Annotated in this window: 16 protein-coding genes; 10 read left to right on the forward strand and 6 right to left on the reverse strand. The window is 25.8% G+C overall.

What is annotated here, in order from left to right; translation table 11 throughout:
• Nucleotides 1-19 precede the first annotated feature (19 nt).
• The 7 genes from Q0K52_RS00120 to Q0K52_RS00150 all read left to right on the forward strand — a co-directional run bounded on the left by Q0K52_RS00120 (nucleotide 20) and on the right by Q0K52_RS00150 (nucleotide 6,335).
• Nucleotides 20-607 carry a pyridoxamine 5'-phosphate oxidase family protein gene (locus tag Q0K52_RS00120; protein ID WP_297295212.1) on the forward strand — a complete coding sequence of 196 codons (588 nt, stop codon included), beginning with the start codon at nucleotides 20-22 and terminating at the stop codon, nucleotides 605-607.
• A gap of 115 nt (nucleotides 608-722) precedes the next feature.
• A complete protein-coding gene (locus Q0K52_RS00125) occupies nucleotides 723-1,718 on the forward strand; it encodes a cyclic nucleotide-binding domain-containing protein (protein ID WP_297295213.1) in 996 nt (331 codons plus the stop codon).
• A 21-nt stretch (nucleotides 1,719-1,739) separates the two neighbouring features.
• Complete coding sequence (locus Q0K52_RS00130) at nucleotides 1,740-2,375, forward strand: Crp/Fnr family transcriptional regulator (protein WP_297295215.1); 636 nt, start codon at nucleotides 1,740-1,742, stop codon at nucleotides 2,373-2,375.
• 289 nt (nucleotides 2,376-2,664) lie between these two features.
• A complete protein-coding gene (locus tag Q0K52_RS00135) occupies nucleotides 2,665-3,363 on the forward strand; it encodes an ankyrin repeat domain-containing protein (protein WP_297295217.1) in 699 nt (232 codons plus the stop codon).
• Between the two features lie 257 nt (nucleotides 3,364-3,620).
• Nucleotides 3,621-4,319: an ankyrin repeat domain-containing protein gene (locus Q0K52_RS00140; RefSeq protein WP_297295219.1), complete on the forward strand. Its 699-nt coding sequence runs from the start codon at nucleotides 3,621-3,623 to the stop codon at nucleotides 4,317-4,319.
• Between the two features lie 273 nt (nucleotides 4,320-4,592).
• The gene (locus tag Q0K52_RS00145) at nucleotides 4,593-5,393 is read left to right on the forward strand and encodes an ankyrin repeat domain-containing protein (protein ID WP_297295221.1); all 801 of its coding nucleotides are present in this window, start codon (nucleotides 4,593-4,595) and stop codon (nucleotides 5,391-5,393) included.
• 342 nt (nucleotides 5,394-5,735) lie between these two features.
• Nucleotides 5,736-6,335 (forward strand): ankyrin repeat domain-containing protein, encoded by a 600-nt coding sequence (locus Q0K52_RS00150; RefSeq protein ID WP_297295355.1) that lies wholly within the window; start codon nucleotides 5,736-5,738, stop codon nucleotides 6,333-6,335.
• A 7-nt stretch (nucleotides 6,336-6,342) separates the two neighbouring features.
• Here the strand turns inward: Q0K52_RS00150 and Q0K52_RS00155 are convergent, their stop codons facing one another.
• Together Q0K52_RS00155 and Q0K52_RS00160 are read right to left on the reverse strand one after the other, a co-directional pair.
• Nucleotides 6,343-7,620: an oligosaccharide flippase family protein gene (locus tag Q0K52_RS00155; protein WP_297295223.1), complete on the reverse strand. Its 1,278-nt coding sequence runs from the start codon at nucleotides 7,618-7,620 to the stop codon at nucleotides 6,343-6,345.
• Nucleotides 7,621-7,659: 39 nt separating this feature from the next.
• Nucleotides 7,660-9,288 carry a GldG family protein gene (locus Q0K52_RS00160; protein ID WP_297295225.1) on the reverse strand — a complete coding sequence of 543 codons (1,629 nt, stop codon included), beginning with the start codon at nucleotides 9,286-9,288 and terminating at the stop codon, nucleotides 7,660-7,662.
• Between the two features lie 304 nt (nucleotides 9,289-9,592).
• Between Q0K52_RS00160 and dxr the strand changes: the two genes are divergently transcribed.
• The 3 genes from dxr (at nucleotide 9,593) to Q0K52_RS00175 (ending at nucleotide 13,080) form a co-directional block, all read left to right on the forward strand.
• Nucleotides 9,593-10,750 carry a 1-deoxy-D-xylulose-5-phosphate reductoisomerase gene (gene dxr, locus Q0K52_RS00165; RefSeq protein WP_297295227.1) on the forward strand — a complete coding sequence of 386 codons (1,158 nt, stop codon included), beginning with the start codon at nucleotides 9,593-9,595 and terminating at the stop codon, nucleotides 10,748-10,750.
• 74 nt (nucleotides 10,751-10,824) lie between these two features.
• The gene (locus Q0K52_RS00170) at nucleotides 10,825-12,561 is read left to right on the forward strand and encodes a proline--tRNA ligase (RefSeq protein WP_297295229.1); all 1,737 of its coding nucleotides are present in this window, start codon (nucleotides 10,825-10,827) and stop codon (nucleotides 12,559-12,561) included.
• A 78-nt stretch (nucleotides 12,562-12,639) separates the two neighbouring features.
• A complete protein-coding gene (locus Q0K52_RS00175) occupies nucleotides 12,640-13,080 on the forward strand; it encodes an N-acetyltransferase (protein WP_297295231.1) in 441 nt (146 codons plus the stop codon).
• A gap of 24 nt (nucleotides 13,081-13,104) precedes the next feature.
• Here the strand turns inward: Q0K52_RS00175 and Q0K52_RS00180 are convergent, their stop codons facing one another.
• The 4 genes from Q0K52_RS00180 to Q0K52_RS00195 all read right to left on the reverse strand — a co-directional run bounded on the left by Q0K52_RS00180 (nucleotide 13,105) and on the right by Q0K52_RS00195 (nucleotide 17,765).
• Nucleotides 13,105-14,175 (reverse strand): LptF/LptG family permease, encoded by a 1,071-nt coding sequence (locus Q0K52_RS00180; protein ID WP_297295233.1) that lies wholly within the window; start codon nucleotides 14,173-14,175, stop codon nucleotides 13,105-13,107.
• Nucleotides 14,175-15,056 carry a DUF2225 domain-containing protein gene (locus tag Q0K52_RS00185; RefSeq protein WP_297295235.1) on the reverse strand — a complete coding sequence of 294 codons (882 nt, stop codon included), beginning with the start codon at nucleotides 15,054-15,056 and terminating at the stop codon, nucleotides 14,175-14,177. Before Q0K52_RS00185 ends, Q0K52_RS00180 begins: the two co-directional genes overlap by 1 nt.
• A 68-nt stretch (nucleotides 15,057-15,124) precedes the next feature.
• Nucleotides 15,125-16,255: a hypothetical protein gene (locus Q0K52_RS00190; protein WP_297295237.1), complete on the reverse strand. Its 1,131-nt coding sequence runs from the start codon at nucleotides 16,253-16,255 to the stop codon at nucleotides 15,125-15,127.
• Complete coding sequence (locus tag Q0K52_RS00195) at nucleotides 16,230-17,765, reverse strand: NTP transferase domain-containing protein (RefSeq protein WP_297295239.1); 1,536 nt, start codon at nucleotides 17,763-17,765, stop codon at nucleotides 16,230-16,232. Before Q0K52_RS00195 ends, Q0K52_RS00190 begins: the two co-directional genes overlap by 26 nt.
• Nucleotides 17,766-17,779 lie beyond the last annotated feature (14 nt).

Genomic DNA, 17,779 nt, shown 5'->3' on the forward strand with positions numbered 1-17,779 from the left:
TATAAATAGGGGAAATGGAATGAGAAGGAAAGATTTTATATTTGAAAATATGAATGAAATAGAAAACATGCTGAATAATATAGAATTTGGTGTTATGGCTTTACCAGATACTATACCTTATGCTGTACCAATTAGTTTTTGCTACAAAGATAATAAAATATATTTTCATGGTGCTATGTCTGGAAGAAAATACGAAATTTTAAAAAATAATCCTAATATTTCTTTCACAGCTTCAAAAGTATATTCATATATACCATCTACATTTATGAACAATAAAATGATACCTACTCAATTTTTCTTTTCTGTATTTATTGAAGGTAAATTTGAAACCATACAAGATACAGAAGAAAGAAGGAGTATTTTGTATGAATTGGTAAAGAAATATGAACCAAATAATAATAATTTATCAATAGACGATAAAATGTTTGACTATGCCCAAAATAACATGTTAATAGGTATTATAAATATAAAAAACATCACAGCAAAAGCAAAATTTGGTCAAAATATGCCTGATGATGAAATAAAAATTATAATTGATGATCTAAAAACAAGGGGAACAAAACTTGACATAGAAACAGTAGATATGATAAATAAAACAAGAAAATAGAAAAAATAACTTGAAAAAAGTATTATAAGTGATAGAATAAAAGTTAAGGTGAAAAAACATCTCTTTTATTCTAAAATATATTAATTAGAATAAATATTAATTGAGGACAAATTAAATGCAAACAAGAGTATATAAAGCAGGCTCTATAGTATACTTTACTGGTGATACTTCTGATAGAGTTTACATATTAAAACAAGGTCAGGCTCAAAGCATATTTTTGTCAGAAGAAACAGGCTATGAAACTAGAGAGCTTATCAATATAGGTGAGTTTTTTGGTGTAAAAAGTATACTGGGAACATATCCGCAAGAAGATACTGTTCAATGTTTGACAGATTGTGTTGTTATTATTATTACTTATGAAGAATTTGAAAGTCTGATTGAAAAGAATAAACCTATCATTATAAAAATGTTGAAAGTTTTTTCTACTCAGCTTAGAAGAATAAATAAGAGAGTTAGAGAATTAGTTGAAAATGATATAAGTGAGGGTACTATTGATACTTTAGAAGGTTTGTATAGTATTGGAGAGTTTTATTTCAAAAATAAGAAATATAGAAATGCTTTATATGCCTATAAAAGATACATACAATATGCTGATGAGGATTCATCATTCTATAATACTGCTAAAGAGAAAATAGAGGAATGTAAGGAAGAATTAGATATAACTGATGACAGCGATATAGCTCCTCCTACTTCTGCACCTATTTCATCAAGTGCTAAACCTGATGCAAAATCTCAGAATGTTACTATTAATGATCCAAATTATAATAAAGCAGTAGAATTATATAATAATAATGATTATATTAATTCTATCAAAATATTTAATAGTTTATTAAAGAGTACAAATGCTCTTGTAGCTGAGAATGCTATTTTCTATATGGGAAAATGTTATTACAATATAAATAAATATGATAATGCTTCTACAGTGCTTCTTTCTGCTGTAAAAAAATATCCTAAATCTGCAAATGTAAAAGAAGCTATACTCTTTTTAGCTAAAACTTGCGAAGCTAAAGGCGACAAAACTAAAGCCAAAGCATATTATCAAAAAGTTATTTCAATGCCTCCTATGGATAATTTCTCTAAAGAGGCTTATGCTAATGCTTCTAGGTTATAATTTTAATTAAGGAAAATTGATATGGATAATAATTTATCTTCTCATACAAAAAAATACAATACTGATGATGTTATATTCTTGGAATATGAAAAAGGCGATAAATTCTACATGGTTCAAAGCGGTTCTGTAAAGATTACTAAAGTTATTAAAGATGTTGAAAAATTATTAGACATAGTTTATCCAGGTGATTTTTTTGGTGAAATGGCTATACTTGAAGACACTACTAGAAGTGCATCTGCAATAGCTAATGAACCTACTGTTTTATTAGAATTAAGAAAAGAAAATTTCCAAAATATATTAGCAAACAATACAGCAATGGCTCTTAAACTTTCAAAAATGTTCGCTAAAAGAATATTCGATGCCAAAAGAAGACTTTTAATACTACAATTAAATGAAACAGATTTAAGAGTTTATGACTGTTTGCTTTTACTTGCTGAACTTCAAAACATTCCTAGAGATCATTATTATGAACCTCAGGAATTAAATGCTACTATAAATGATATTGCAAATTGGTGCGGTGTTAAAGTAGTTGATGTTCAAAAAGTATTGAATAACTTGGTAAAAACAGGTAAAATTGATATTAAAACTAATACAATTTATGTAAAAAATTTAAAAGAAATTCAAAGACAAATTGACTTAAAAAGAAAGAAATCATAATAAAAAATTATTTCTTTCTATAAACTTTATAAAAAAGCTGATGACTGATTATTTAGTTATCAGCTTTTATTTTATTAATAACATTATAATTATGTAAAAAATATTTATTTTTCATTAATTATTCTACTATATTCACCTAAAAACATATATTAATAACATGATAATTCACAATATTATAATATTAATATATATAATACAGAATTTTATTATCGATCATAAAATATTCATATTGACAAAATAATACAATTAATATATACATTTTATAAAATATTTTTAAAAAGAGGTTTATATGAAAAAAATTGTATTAATGGCAGTATTGTATACTTTATTTAGTTTTAATGCTTTGTATCCGGCAAACGAGGAAACAGAAGCACGGTTCTTTTTGTATATAGGATCTGGTAATATTGAAGAAGTTTCAAATTATATAGATGATAAAAAAATCAATATAAATGCCAAATTAGATGATGGTATGACACCATTAATATTATCTATTGTTTATAAGCAAGACGAAATAGCAAAAATGCTTATAGAAAAAGGTGCAAATCTTAATATCAAAGACAAATCAGGATTTACAGCTTTAATACATTCTATAATGAAAAATAGAACAGAAGTATCAAAAATGCTTATAGAAAAAAAAGCTGATGTAAATATAAAGCTTTCATTAAATGAAAATGGAATATATATGAAAAATTTTACTCCTTTATTACTTAATGAAAATAAAGAAATAGCTCAATCGTTAATAAATGCTGGTGCTGATATTAATATAAAATTTACTGCAAAATATGCTGGACAAGATATAAAATTAGAAAATGCTACACCTTTAATGTGGTTTATTGTGAATGATAATACTGAAATAGCTCAGTTATTGATAGAAGCTGGAGCTGATATCAATGCTAAAGATAAAAGAGGAAACACAACATTAGATTATGCAAAAGAGAAAAACAATACTAAAATAGAGCAGTTACTTATAGCAAAAGGTGCTAATTAATAATCCATTATTATTTATAGCGATAAACTTGCTGAAAGATAGCTAGCTGACAACTAAAGTTATCAACTATTTATTTATCACTTTAAAAAGTTCATAAATAATTTTTATTAGTTGTTATATAATTCAATAGTGTAAATAATTTATAGGCAATACAGTAATTAAATGTAAATTCTGTATTGTCTAAATAATAACTAATAAATATAAAATTGAGAAAATAATATATTTTATTATAGAATATTTTTTTAAAAGAGGTTTATATGAAAAAAATTGTATTAATGGCGGTATTGTATACTTTATTTAGTTTTAACGCTTTATATCCAGTAAAATCTGAAAATGAAGCACTGTTTTTATCGTATATAGCATCTGGTAATATTGAAGAAGTTTCAAATTTTATAGACAATAAGAAAATTAATATAAATGCTAGAATAGAAAATAGTACGACACCATTAATATTTTCTATTATTTTTAAGCAAGATGAAATATCAAAGCTACTTATAGAGAAAGGTGCAGATCCTAATATCAAAGACAAGTCAGGATTCACCGCTTTAATATATTCTATAATGTATAATAGAACAGAAATATCAAAAATACTTATAGAAAAAAAAGCTGATGTAAATACAAAAGTATCATTAAATGAGAATGGAGTATATATGAAAAACGTTACTCCTTTAATACTTAATGAAAATAAAGAAGTAGCTCAATCATTAATAAATGCTGGTGCAGATGTTAATATTAAATTCTCTTTTCAACATGCTGGAAAAAATATAAAATTAGAAAATATTACACCTTTAATATGGTTTATTTTTACTGATAATTCTGAAATAGCTAAGTTATTGATAGAATCCGGTGCTGATATCAATGCTAAAGATAAAAACGGAAAAACAGCATTAGATTATGCGAAAGAAAAAAACAATAGTAAAATAGAGCAGTTACTTATAACCAAAGGTGCTAAATAATAAAAAATATATAGTTTTAAAAACTCTATAAGCTAAAGCTGATAGAGTTTTTTTTATTCGTAAGTCATTTAAAATTAAAGTTTTCACTTAATTGTTTATTGATTTAAAAGTTATAATAACTATAAAAGTTAAATGTACAAATTACTAATATACAAAAATAGTTTAAGTAATTAAATTTAATAATTATAAAATCATATACCCATATAAAGTATATAATTGACAAAACAATGTAATTAGTATATATTTTGTATAGAATATTTAAAAGAGGTTTATATGAAAAAAATTGTATTAATGGCAGTATTGTATACTTTATTTAGTTTTAATGCTTTGTATCCAGAGCTTAGTAAAGATGAAAAAGAATTTGTATCATATATAGCAAATGGTAATAAAGAAGAAGTTTTAAATTTTTTAAATAATAAAAAAGCAAATATAAATTTAGATATTATGGACGGTGCTACACCTTTGATGTTATCTATTATTTATAAGCAAGATGAAATTGCAAAGCTGTTAATAGAAAAAGGTGCTGATCTCAATAAAAAAGAGAAAGAAAGCGGTGCTACACCTTTAATCTTATCTATTCTTTATGAGCAATATGAAATAGCAGAGATACTAATAAAAAAAGGTGCTAATGTTAATATAAAAGACAATTCTGGATTTACAGCTTTAATACATGCTATACAACGTGAGAAAACAGATTTATCAAAAATGCTTATAGAAAAAAAATCTGATGTAAATACAAAAATCACATTTAAGACAGATGGATTATATTTAAAAGACTTTACTCCTTTGACATTTAATGTAGATATAGAAATAGCTGAGTTATTAATAAAAGCTGGTGCTAAAGTTAATACTAGATTATCTATAAAAGATGATGAACGAGATATACAATTAGAAAATATTACTCCTTTAATGTGGGTAATTTTTGATTATAATCCAGAATTAGCAAAATTATTAATAGAAGCCGGAGCTGATATTAATGCAAAAGATAAAGACGGAAACACAGCACTAGATTATGCAAGATACAGAAATAATAGCGAAATAGAGCAGCTGCTTATTGAAAAAGGTGCTAAATAATAAAAAGTTACTATAAATAAATTTTTTAGTATTTTCTTTGTATATTTAAATAATAAAAATGAAACATTAAAAAATATTTTAATATTACAAAAATATTTTTTAATATTAATGTATTTCCTATAAGTATAAAATTTATTATTAAAACATAAGTAATTATTTTTTAATAATATGAAAATTAATTTAAATAATATATTGAAAAAATACTTACATTTGTATATATTTAAATATATATATGTTTTTTATTAAGGCATGACTATGAAAAAAGTTATATTAATGATTCTATTTTTTAGTTTTACTTCCCTTTATTCTTATAATGTAACCGAGTAAGAATTTTTATCATACATAGTAAATGGAAATAAAGAAGAAGTTTTAAATTATATAAACCATAAAAAAGTAAATATAAATGCAAAAAATGACAGAGGTTTAACTTTTTTAATTTTATCTATTTTGCATAAACAAAATGAAATAGCTAAAATACTTATAAAAAGCGGAGCTGATCTTGATTTGCAGGATAATTTAGGACTTACAGCATTAGCATATTCACTTTTGCATGATAATGATGAAATGAGTAAAATACTTATAGATTCCAAGGCTGAGATTCATGTTAAAATAACAGTAAAAACGGGATATATGGATGTGAAAAACGTCACTTTCTTAATGCTTACTACAAATCCTGAAATAGCTAAAAAATTAATAGAAGTTGGAGTTAATATTGATGCTCAAGCAGATTTTAAATCTTATATGGAAAATATGTATTTAGAAAATATTACAGCTTTAATATTGGCTATTTTTAATGATAATACACCCAAAGCAGAAGTATTAATAAATTCAGGAGCCAATGTTAATATAAAAGATAGATATGGACGTACTGCTTTATATTATGCAAAAAGAAATAATAATACTAAAATAGTTCAAATGCTTATTGAAAAAGGTGCTGAATAATAAAAAATTATTTTTTATTTTCTTTACTATTTAAAATTATTCTATGTATTATTATGATTAGAATATTATATATAAGTAATGCTATAAAAAATACTTTCATTACAAACATGAAATTTTCAAAAGTTCTAAGTCCATTTCTTAATGAAAAATAAACATAAGAAAATATAACTAAATATCCATAGAATGGTGCAAACAATTTATAAGCAAGACCATAATTAAATGTAAGCACTGTAAAGCCTAAAGAGAACCCAAAAATTACTGCTTGAGGAATTAATGGAATAATAGCTTCATATCTATTTGTAAATTGTATCAACACAATTTGTTTAGCAAATACAATTAAAAATACTGATAAACAAAATGAAGCAAATACAAAAAGTGCAATAGAATAATAAAGTATTTTATTTTCTTTATTTTTCTTATCTTTTTTTGCTATTAAAATATAAGAAAACATTACTGAAGCTATAGGAGTTCCTATATAGAAAAACATTTTTATTACTAATGATATAGTAGAGTAGTATCCTGCACTTGTTTTATCCAAATACCTATTAGCCATAAGTACATCGCTTAATGATATCCAATTAAATATAAAATTTATAATAACAATATTTATTAAATATATTAAAAATCTTGATAAGTTTGTAATTGAAAAATGAGTTTTTATTTCATTAATTTTAATATAGTAGGGTAGTTTAAGTTTTTTTAATTCTATTAAATTAATAATCAAATATAAAATACAAAATAAAGATACAGATATAACAGCTCTTTCTAATGTTAATCCTGTTATAATGAAATATGCAAGCAATATTATTTTAGCTATGAATATTGCTATTAAACTTGCAATATAATCATAAGCTATATAATTATTAATTTTTAATATTGATTGAGATACTATACCTAAAATAGTGGCAAATATACCAATAGATATTATAAAAAGAGCAGTATAATTTTTGATATTGAAAAATATATCCATCAATGGTATAGAAAATATATAAAGTATAGTTATTACAAAAGCCATAAAATAACCGTAAGACCAATAAGTTTTACCGTCTTCTTCATTTCTATAATGATGCATTATATAATAACTAAAACTAGAAACAGTTAAAACAATAATAGAATATATATTGATTATACCATTATAATGTGCGAAATCTTCTATTGATAAACTTCTATTTACATAAATGGAAGAAACATAATTTAAAACGCTGGATATACCATTTATAAATACCAATAATGCATAATTAATATAATATGAATATCTTTTATATAATTTTTTTATATTATCCATATTATATTAACTGCATGCCTTTTATGTTATTTATATCAATTATCTTCTTCTTAAGAACCATATTAATATGCCAAGTATACCAAATAAACAAGGCAAACCTATTTGAGCAACGTATCTTATGAAATTAGTTTCAGTAGTTGTAAGAGTAAGATTTTTAATACTAGCTTCTTTAGGTCTTATAGTAATTTTTTGTCTAGCTTCTAAAAGATAAGCAACAGTATTCATAAATAAATCTTTGTTTCCAGCAAAAGCCACATCTACAGACTGACCTTGCTCAGGATTAATATAAGCATTCAAAGCAAAAGTAGCATCACCAAATACAACTATTCTTGCAGGAGCTTTTCTTCCTTCTATTTCATAAGTACCAGCAATAGCCAAAGGTACAGGTCCCATTATATCAGTTTTAGGATTGAATCTAGCTCTTGATAAATCGAATGTAGCTTCTTCTTTTCCATAACCTCTAGGGCTTGTTGTAATTATATTTTCAAAGCTGCCGTTATATTGATTTTCACCGCTTAATATACTTCTAGCAACAACTAAACAAGCAAATACATTTCCTTCTTTAAGTGTTTGTGTTATTGGGTGAGAAGTGTATTGAGGAACAACGTTAACCGGTATAACTACACTTGAAGCTGAATCTATTATATAATCGTTTTTAGTTTTGAATCCCCAATCTGATAGGAAGTTACCTAAATTAGAATTAAATTTACTTCTATCCATAAAACTATCATATAAAACAAGTAATTTACCGCCTGTTTTTACATAGTTATTTAATTTCTCTATTTCAAAATCACTGAAAGTTTCAACTGGTGCTGCTATAACAATCAAAGCGGCATCTGTTGGAATATTTTCAAGTATTATATTTAATTCTCTAACTTTATAGTTTTCATTTTCTAAATAAGTTTTAACATAAGATAAACCTTCTCCGCCTCTGTCCTGTATCTGTCTTTCACCATGTCCAACAGTAAAATATATTACATAAGATTCATTATCCAATAATGTATATATTGCCTGAGTGAATTTTTCTTCACCTACAAACAATGGATCTGAAGTAACTTTTGACTGAGTAGTTAAATCTTTTCTATAAACTCTAACTTGTTTGCTCTGACCATAAGTAAATACTATTTCTCCAACTTGTGTCATTTGATATTTACTTTTAGCAGAAGGTTTTTCTATAGGGTTTATATATTCAACTGTGATATGTTTATTTATTCTTTTATATTGTTCTAATAATAAATCAGCTCTCCAATCTGGTGAAGTAGGATCTGTACTTGGAGATCTTAACACAACAATAGAAAGAGGACTGTCTATTCTTGATAAAACGTCCATAGTTTGCTGTGAAACTGTATACGATTTATTTTGAGTTAAATCGAATCTCATTGGGAAGTTTATACTTATAATGTACAAACCAACAAGTATTGCCAAAATTATTATTAAAGATAATATTCCAAAAAAAGCCTTATGTACAAAACGCATCTTTAATAGAGATATAATATGTTTCCTATCTACTATTAAAGTAATAAGAGTTATAATAGAAGATATTGCTAAAACTACCCAAAACACGGTTGTCGGTGTTTGAGTAACAGCATAAAAGAAAATCCAAGCAAAAAATAATAATACCCAAGAAGCGATTGTAAGAATTCTTAAATTAAACTTTTTATTTGACATCTAATAATAATCCATTTTTTATAAAATTTTAAATTAATTTGAATAAGTATTATATATAATTAATGATAAATTTCAATAGTTATGTTTAGTTATACTTATTCTGAAACATTATCGGTTAATTTATAAATATATAAAAATAATTTTTTTAATTTTATAAATACTATTATAAAATTTATAAATGTACGATTTGTAAAGAAATATTTTTTATTTTCATTATTATATATTTTTTAACCTAAACAAATTGAAATAATTAAAAAATCACCTTATTATAAGTACAAAAAATTATAATAAAGTTGGTTTATATATGAAAAAAAGAATTCTTTTGTTGGGAGCTACTGGCTCTATTGGTACTAACACTTGTTCAGTTGTTAGAGAGTTTTGCAATGATTTTGAAATAGTAGGAATGTCTACAAATAGTAAAATAGATGTATTAAGAACTTTATGTATAGAGTTTAAACCTAAAACTGTTAACATATCGGATAAAAGTGCTGCTAATATTTTTAAAGATTATGATTGTACAGATAATATAAATATTTATGATGGAAGCATTGCTGATTTTGTTAAAAATACAGATTTTGATATATTGGTAAATGCCCTTACAGGATATGCAGGATTTCTACCTACAATAGAAGCTATAAAAAAAGGCAAAACTGCAGCATTAGCAAATAAAGAAACATTAGTTGTAGGCGGAGATATAATTAATGAATTATTAATAAAACATAATGCCAAATTGATACCTATAGACAGTGAACATTCTGCAATATTCCAAATACTCAATCATTTTAAAAAGGAATCATTATCTAAAGTAATAATAACAGCTTCAGGCGGACCTTTCTTTAGAACGCCTAAAGAAGAATTAAAAAATGTCACTGTTGAAATGGCTTTAAAACACCCAACTTGGGCTATGGGAAGTAAAATAACTATTGATAGTGCAACTATGATGAATAAAGGCTTTGAAGTTATAGAAGCACATCATTTATTTAATTTAGATTATGATAAAATAGAAACTATAATTCACCCTCAAAGTTTAATACATTCTATGGTAGAATTTGTTGATGGCGAAATATATGCCCAAATTGGTAAAAATGATATGCGTCTTCCTATACAGCATGCATTAACTTATCCTGAAATAAGAAATACTCCTTTTGAAAAACTAAAATTGTATGAACATTCTGAAATCAATTTTTATAAGATGGATTTTGATAAATTCGTAATGTTAAAATTAGCTTATGAATGCGGAAAGAAAGGAGGACTTTATCCTTGTGTTTTGAATGCAGCTAATGAAATATGCGTGTATTCATTCTTAGAAAAGAAAATAGGTTTTACTGATATATTTGACATTGTAACAAAAGTATGCGACAGAAAAATAAATATACCTCTTTCTGTTGATAATATTATCAATATGGACAGTGAAATCAGAAAAGAAACTAGATGGATAATAGATTCTATGATTAATAAATAAAATAAAAATTTGTTGTAATTGATAATTTTTACTTTATAATATATCATTATTAAAAAATATTTTAAGGAAATATTATGCGTTTATCGAAACTATTTATGCCTACTTTAAAAGAAGCTCCTAGCGATGCTATAATAGCTTCAAATAAATTGATGTTGAGAGCTGCACTTGCAAGAAAAATATCTAATGGACTTTATTCTTATTTACCTCTTGGGGTTAGAGTATTAAACAAAATATCTAATATTATACGTGAAGAAATGGATGCTATAGGTTCTAATGAATGCATAATGCCCATACTTGTTTCAAAGGAATTATTGACTCCTTCAGGAAGATGGGAAAGATTCAAAAAAGAATTATTCAGATTAAAAGACAGAAATGATGTTGATATGGCAATGGGACCTACTCATGAAGAAGCTTTCACTATAACAGCACAAAATGAAATACAATCATATAAAGATTTTCCATTAACTTTATATCAAATACATACTAAATTCAGAGATGAAATACGTCCTAGATTCGGAGTTATACGTTCTAAAGAATTTACAATGAAAGATGCTTATTCATTTCATATTACTAAAGAATGTCTTGATAAAACTTATAATGATATGAGCGGAGCATATACGAGAATATTCAAAAGAATGGGACTTGATACAGTTAGTGTAAAAGCTGACAGCGGTGCAATGGGCGGTGAAGGCAGCGAAGAATTTATGGTTTTGAGCGAAGTAGGTGAGGAAACTATTATTTTCTGTTCTAAATGTAATTACAGAGCTAATGTTGAAAAAGCTAATGTAAAAGAAGATGAAGCTGCTAAAGCTTACACAGATAAAGCATTAGAAGAAGTTCATACTCCTGATATAAAAACAATTAATGATTTAGAAAAATTCTTTAATACAACTTCAGACAATTTTATAAAAAGTATAATATACAAAACTGAAGAAGGCGAAGTTATATTGGTAGCTATAAGAGGAGATTTAGAAATTAATGAAACTAAATTATCTAATGCATTAGGCGGACTTGATTTAGAACTTGCTGATGAAGAAACTGTAAAAGAAGTTACAGGTGCTAGGGTAGGTTTTGCTTCTCCTATAGGATTAAAGAAGAAAATAAGAATATTTGCTGATAACTCTATTAAATCAGTAGCTGATGCAATAGTAGGCGGAAATAAAGATGATACTCATATCAAAAATGTTAATATAACAAGAGATTTTAATATTGATGTATGGGGTGATTTCAGAGTAGCTAAAGAAGGAGATAAATGTCCTCAATGCGGAGAAAAATTGTATCAGAAAAAAGGTTTAGAGTTAGGACATATTTTCAAACTTGGTGATAAATATACCGAAGCATTTAATTTCAAAGTATTAGATGAAAATAATAAAGAAATAACTCCTATAATGGGTTGTTATGGTATTGGAGTTAATAGAGCTTTAGCTTCTGTTATAGAACAAAACTATGATGATAAAGGTATAATATTCCCTATAAGTGTTGCTCCTTATGAGGCTATAGTTGTAGCTATTGATAAAGAAGGAGAAGAATCATTCCAAAAAGCAGAAGAAATATATAATGCTCTCAATTCTTTAGGTGTAGAAACTATGTTTGATGACAGAAAAGAAAGATTAGGTGTTAAACTTAATGACTGTGATTTAATAGGAATACCTATGAGAATAATGGTTGGTAAAAAATCTCTTCAGCGTGGAGTAGTTGAATTCAAACTTAGAAGTTCATCTGAAAGCATTGAAATTAAAGTTGAAGAAATAATTGAATATGTGAAAAATAAAAAACAAGAATTATTCAATGAAATAAATAGTAAATTATAATAAATATAACATATCAATTTATAAAATGAATAAGATAAGTATTATGCTTTCTTATTCATTTTATTTTTTAAATTTATTATGGAAAATATAGAAATAGTAAATAGCATTGATAATAATATAATAGATTCTATTCTCTTTATAGCTTCAAAAAGCGAATATATACATTTATCTAAAGATTATATAAAACAGTACATAGAAGATGAATATCATAAAGTTATAATAATCAAAAATGAAAATATAATAGTTGGATTTTTAATATATTTTTTATTATCTCCAGATGCAGATATAATATTCATAGCTACTTATCCAAATGATAAAGGATACGGAAAAAAGTTATTATCATACTTATTTAAAGATGCAAAGAATAATAATGTAAGCAGCATTAAATTAGATTTACATGAAAATAATACAAAAGCTAAAGATTTTTATCTTAATAATGGATTTAAAAAAATAGCCGTCAGAAAAAAATACTATGATAATCAATTTAATGCTGTCATAATGGAAAAAGAATTAAATTAATATTTACACAATTTATTAAATTAATTAATGGAATTTCTTAAATGCCAATATACAAAGTATTGCAAATATGATATTTGGCATCCATGCTGCAATAAAAGGATTCATATTACCTGCCTCACCCATAGATCTAAATACCATAAGAATAGAATAATAAAGCAATGCAACTATTATAACCATAACTAAACTTACAACTAATACACTTTGGGTTGAAAATTTAGAAAATAATGAAGCAAGTAATACAATAATAAATCCGGAAAAACAATATGATATTCTGTAATGCAAATCTGTCTCTAATTTTGAAGTATTCATATTAACTTCTTTTTGAAGTTTTATAATATGAGCCTCTTCACTCAAACTCATAGAATCTAATGGAGGTCTTCCATAAAAATGTTCAGGTCTTTCCAAAACATCTAATTGATAATTATTAAGTATTTGAATACCTATTTCTTTATTATCACTAAATGTAGTCAATATACCATTTTGCACATACCATTTTTTATCATTATCATTCCATTGTATATAAGGACTAGATATTCTAAATTTAATTGATCCGTCTTCATTCATATTTAATATTATAGTATTTGTCATGTATTGTTCTTTGTAGAAATAAGTTTCTATAAAATATAAGTAGTTATTTCCGCCAAAAAGCTGCCATGGACCACTTTTAGAAGCTTTTTTATTACCACGCATAGCATCATTAGCAGCAAATGATACTTTATTTAAAGGTGCTGCTACAAATTCCCAAAATAATACTAATAAAAGACATAATAAAATAACTATTAGAAACATAGGTTTTGAAAATTGAAATAAACTAATACCTGAATTTTCTATAGCAAGCATCTCTTTATTTTTAACAAATGTTCCTAAAACATAGGTTGATGAAAACATTAAAGCAACAGGGAATATATAATAAGTATTATGCGGTGCCCTAGCTAGGTGATAGACAATGAAATAATTAAGAAACTCTGGATGCTGAGTATAAAAAGATAGCCTGCCGCTTAAATCTGCTATAGTAACAAGCACAACAAACAATAACAAAGATCCAAAGAAAAAAGATAGGAACTCTTTTAATAAATAGCTATTTAATTTTTTCATTAATTCACATCTATACCATATTCTTGATTAAGTTCATTTAATTCATCGGTTATAGCATTATGTAATTCTTTAATTTTTTCTAATAAAGCAGAAGGTTTTGATTTGCTGCTTTTACCAGAACCAAATATTTTACTTATTTTTCTTTTAGCCTGTACCAATGTTTCAGCTTTTACTTTAGGATCCGGAATAAATTTTGAAGCATCCATACCAAGCAAAGCTGCCATATATAACATACCTTCATAACCAAAATTGTTATCTATATCAGGTCCAAATGATTTAATCTTTTCAAAATTTTCTTTACCATTTTGCATACATTCTATAGAAGCTGAATATAGTTCACTGGCTTTATATTGGAAGAATGGTATTAATCTATCATAATTTTCATTAGGATAAACATTTGCTAAATCCTCAAGCGTCCAACTAAGTCTTAAAGCACATAACGCTTTCTTTAAAGTAGGAGCAGTATCTTTACCATGATAACGATAACCATCTAAAGCTAGAAAATAGCTTGCTGCACCTTCCATCAATGTTCTATGCCTTTTAAAATCTATATCATTACCAAAAAATTCATGCATGTATTTAGCTCTTAATTTTGCCCCATCTGCTGCTTCCTCTTTTTTCTTATGATCTATTAATTGAAAATCCTCTTGAAAAGCGGCATATAAACAATTAGGACAAACTACAACTACATATATCAATGGATAAACCACACCATATTTTTTACTTTTTTCATAAGTTCTTCTTAAATCATCTCTCAACTTACCTGCTATTAATCTTCCTCCGCCTGTAAGAAGCATCTCATGATAGAACTCAGAATTACATACTGGGCAAGTTCTTGGATTTTTCTCTATAAACGATATTTTTGGTTGTTCATCACTCATAAAAATTCCTACTTTATAGTTAATCTAATAAACATTTAAAATAAAAAAATGTCAAATTTATTATCGACTTATTTCAATTTTTCAATATCACTTATATTGAATTTCGTCATTCTTAATTCACTAAAGACTGTATTATAATATATTATATACAAATACGGATATTGTGCAGCTATTAATCTCATATTACCGCTGCTAGGTCCTAAAACAGATAAATCTATTATTCTATCGTCCATAAATAAATACTTATTACCATCTTCTTTAGCATATAAAACCATCATCTGTGCTGCATAATTTAATGCTGATTCTAATGAAATTATATTAGTATTTTCTGTTGTTATAACTCCATTTGTAAATACACCATCATAAAACCTTGTATAATTTATAGTTTGCTGATTATCTTTGGTTAAATATACTATATTAAATCTATTATGGGCCTCATGAGTTATAGAATACATGCCTGCATTTGTCACAATAGCTCTATTATCAAAAAATTTGAATGCTGTATTAGTTTTTCTTGAACCGTAAAAAATGTTTCCTGTTTTATATTCATGCATATAAAGAGCATATCCGTCCTTTTCACCTACAGCAAAAAAACTATCAACAGGATTATTGGTATAAACAAAATCAGAGAAAAAATTATCTCTATAGAATCTTGTTACAGATAAAGTACCTCTATTATCTATAAAAAATAATGTTGGATAATAAAATGCTGACATAACCAATTGCAAATCAACTATTTTTCTATTTTGCCTTAAATCCATAGCATAATTATTAAAATAGCCGGCATTATTATTGACATATAGTATTTTATTTTCTTTATTATATGCTATATGAATATTGCTATTATTTGTTGTAATGCTTATTAAATTTCCCAAAGCTCTATCATTGTCTAATATAGTTCTGGTAAATTTACCTTCTTTTCCTGTAACATATACAGCAGTATTAAGTAAATCATCATAATATGCAAAATGTACATTATTATAGCCATCTACAAATAATTCACTAATATACGGTTCTTTTCTTAAAGATGCAATACTCCAAGTAGAAAGCGATTCAAATCCGCTCATTCTTACATAATGCTCTGTGAGTGGGGGAGCATCTTTTTTTACTTCTTTTTGATATTGTCCTGTTAAATTAGCATATAAAAAAACTAGGGCAGTAACAATTAATAAACTACTTTTTCTTAGATTTTTTACCATCTTCTATTTTTTCTACCGATTCAACACCTTCTTCTTTTGGTCTTATAAATCTGCATTTTATTACATTACCTTTTTCATCAAGCAATGCTTTAATATGAGAGTAGTAAAATATACAATGTTCTATATAAGCATTATCATCAACAATAGATCCATATAAATAACTTACACCTTTAATCAATACATTAGAACCTATTTTTACAGGGTGATTATTGCTTCCTGTAACATTAACACCTCTTTCCAATGTTGTATTCTCACCTATATGAACATTTCCCTTAATTTGATCGCCAGAATAAATATGAACATTATTATCTAATATAAGTTTCTGATTTTCTAAACAAGAAAGAAAAACATTATCTCCTATATAAGCATTTTCGCCAAGATGTACATTTCCCTCTATTTTAGCACCATGAGATATTGTTACACCATAATTAAGGGTAACACCTTTTCCAATATAAGCACCTTTTCCAACATATATATCAAGAGGTTTTTCATCTTTATCTCTTTCTAATATTTGTTCTACTACAGAATCATCAATAAAGAAATCTTCAGCATCATATATAGTAATTATATTTTTTAGTTTATTATAAACATTTGATCTTGCTATAGATTCCATTTCTTTTAGAACTGTTTTATCATTAAATCCTAAAACAACTCTATTGTCTTTAGGCATATAAGTAGAAATAGTTAAATTATTATTAATAAAAATTTCTATTAAATCAGTTAAATAAAGCTCATTTTGTGCATTATTAGCTTCTAATTTTTGTATCAATTCTTCTAAAGGCTTCATTTTGAAACCATATATTCCAGCAACATATTCATTAAAATTGTCTAACAATTCATCTTTTTCATAAGAAAATTTTTCATCTTTATAGATTTTATAAAGTTTTTCTTCGTCTTTCATTGCTAGAATATCTTTATATTCAATAACACCAACAACATTACCTTGAGAACCTTGTCTGTATTTACTTTTATTTCCATCAGAAGTTAATCCTCTGCTTCTGAGTATTCTTCCATAATAGTTACTGCCTTTAGGACCATCATACATAGCAGTCATAACTATCATATCTGTTTTAGACTTCAAAAATTCTTCATGAAATTCCTTCATAGTTTCAGAATCTATAAGTCCCATATCAGCATATATTACATAACAATACTTGATATTCTTTAAATCGCTCTTTTCAAGTCCTACTTTAACAGCATGACCTGTTCCTCTTTGTTCTTCCTGATAAGCAAAATTAGTATTAGATTGCTTGCCCACTGCATTAGCAACATCTAACGCCTTTATACCAACTACTATAGTAATATTAGTTTTAGGCATACCATTTTTCACAGCTAGTCTGACTCTTTCTATACTTGGCACTCCCCATATAGTATGAAGCATTTTAGATGTAGAGCTTCTTATTCTTTTGCCATGACCAGCCGCTAATATTATCACTAAAGTATCATTTTTAGAAAATTTTGATGATAATGAAGCAAGAGCATTTTCAATTTCAACTACATTTTTTTCCATAATAATAACTCCTA

Source organism: uncultured Brachyspira sp., assembly GCF_944390845.1.
GTDB classification, from domain to species: Bacteria; Spirochaetota; Brachyspiria; order Brachyspirales; family Brachyspiraceae; genus Brachyspira; species Brachyspira pulli.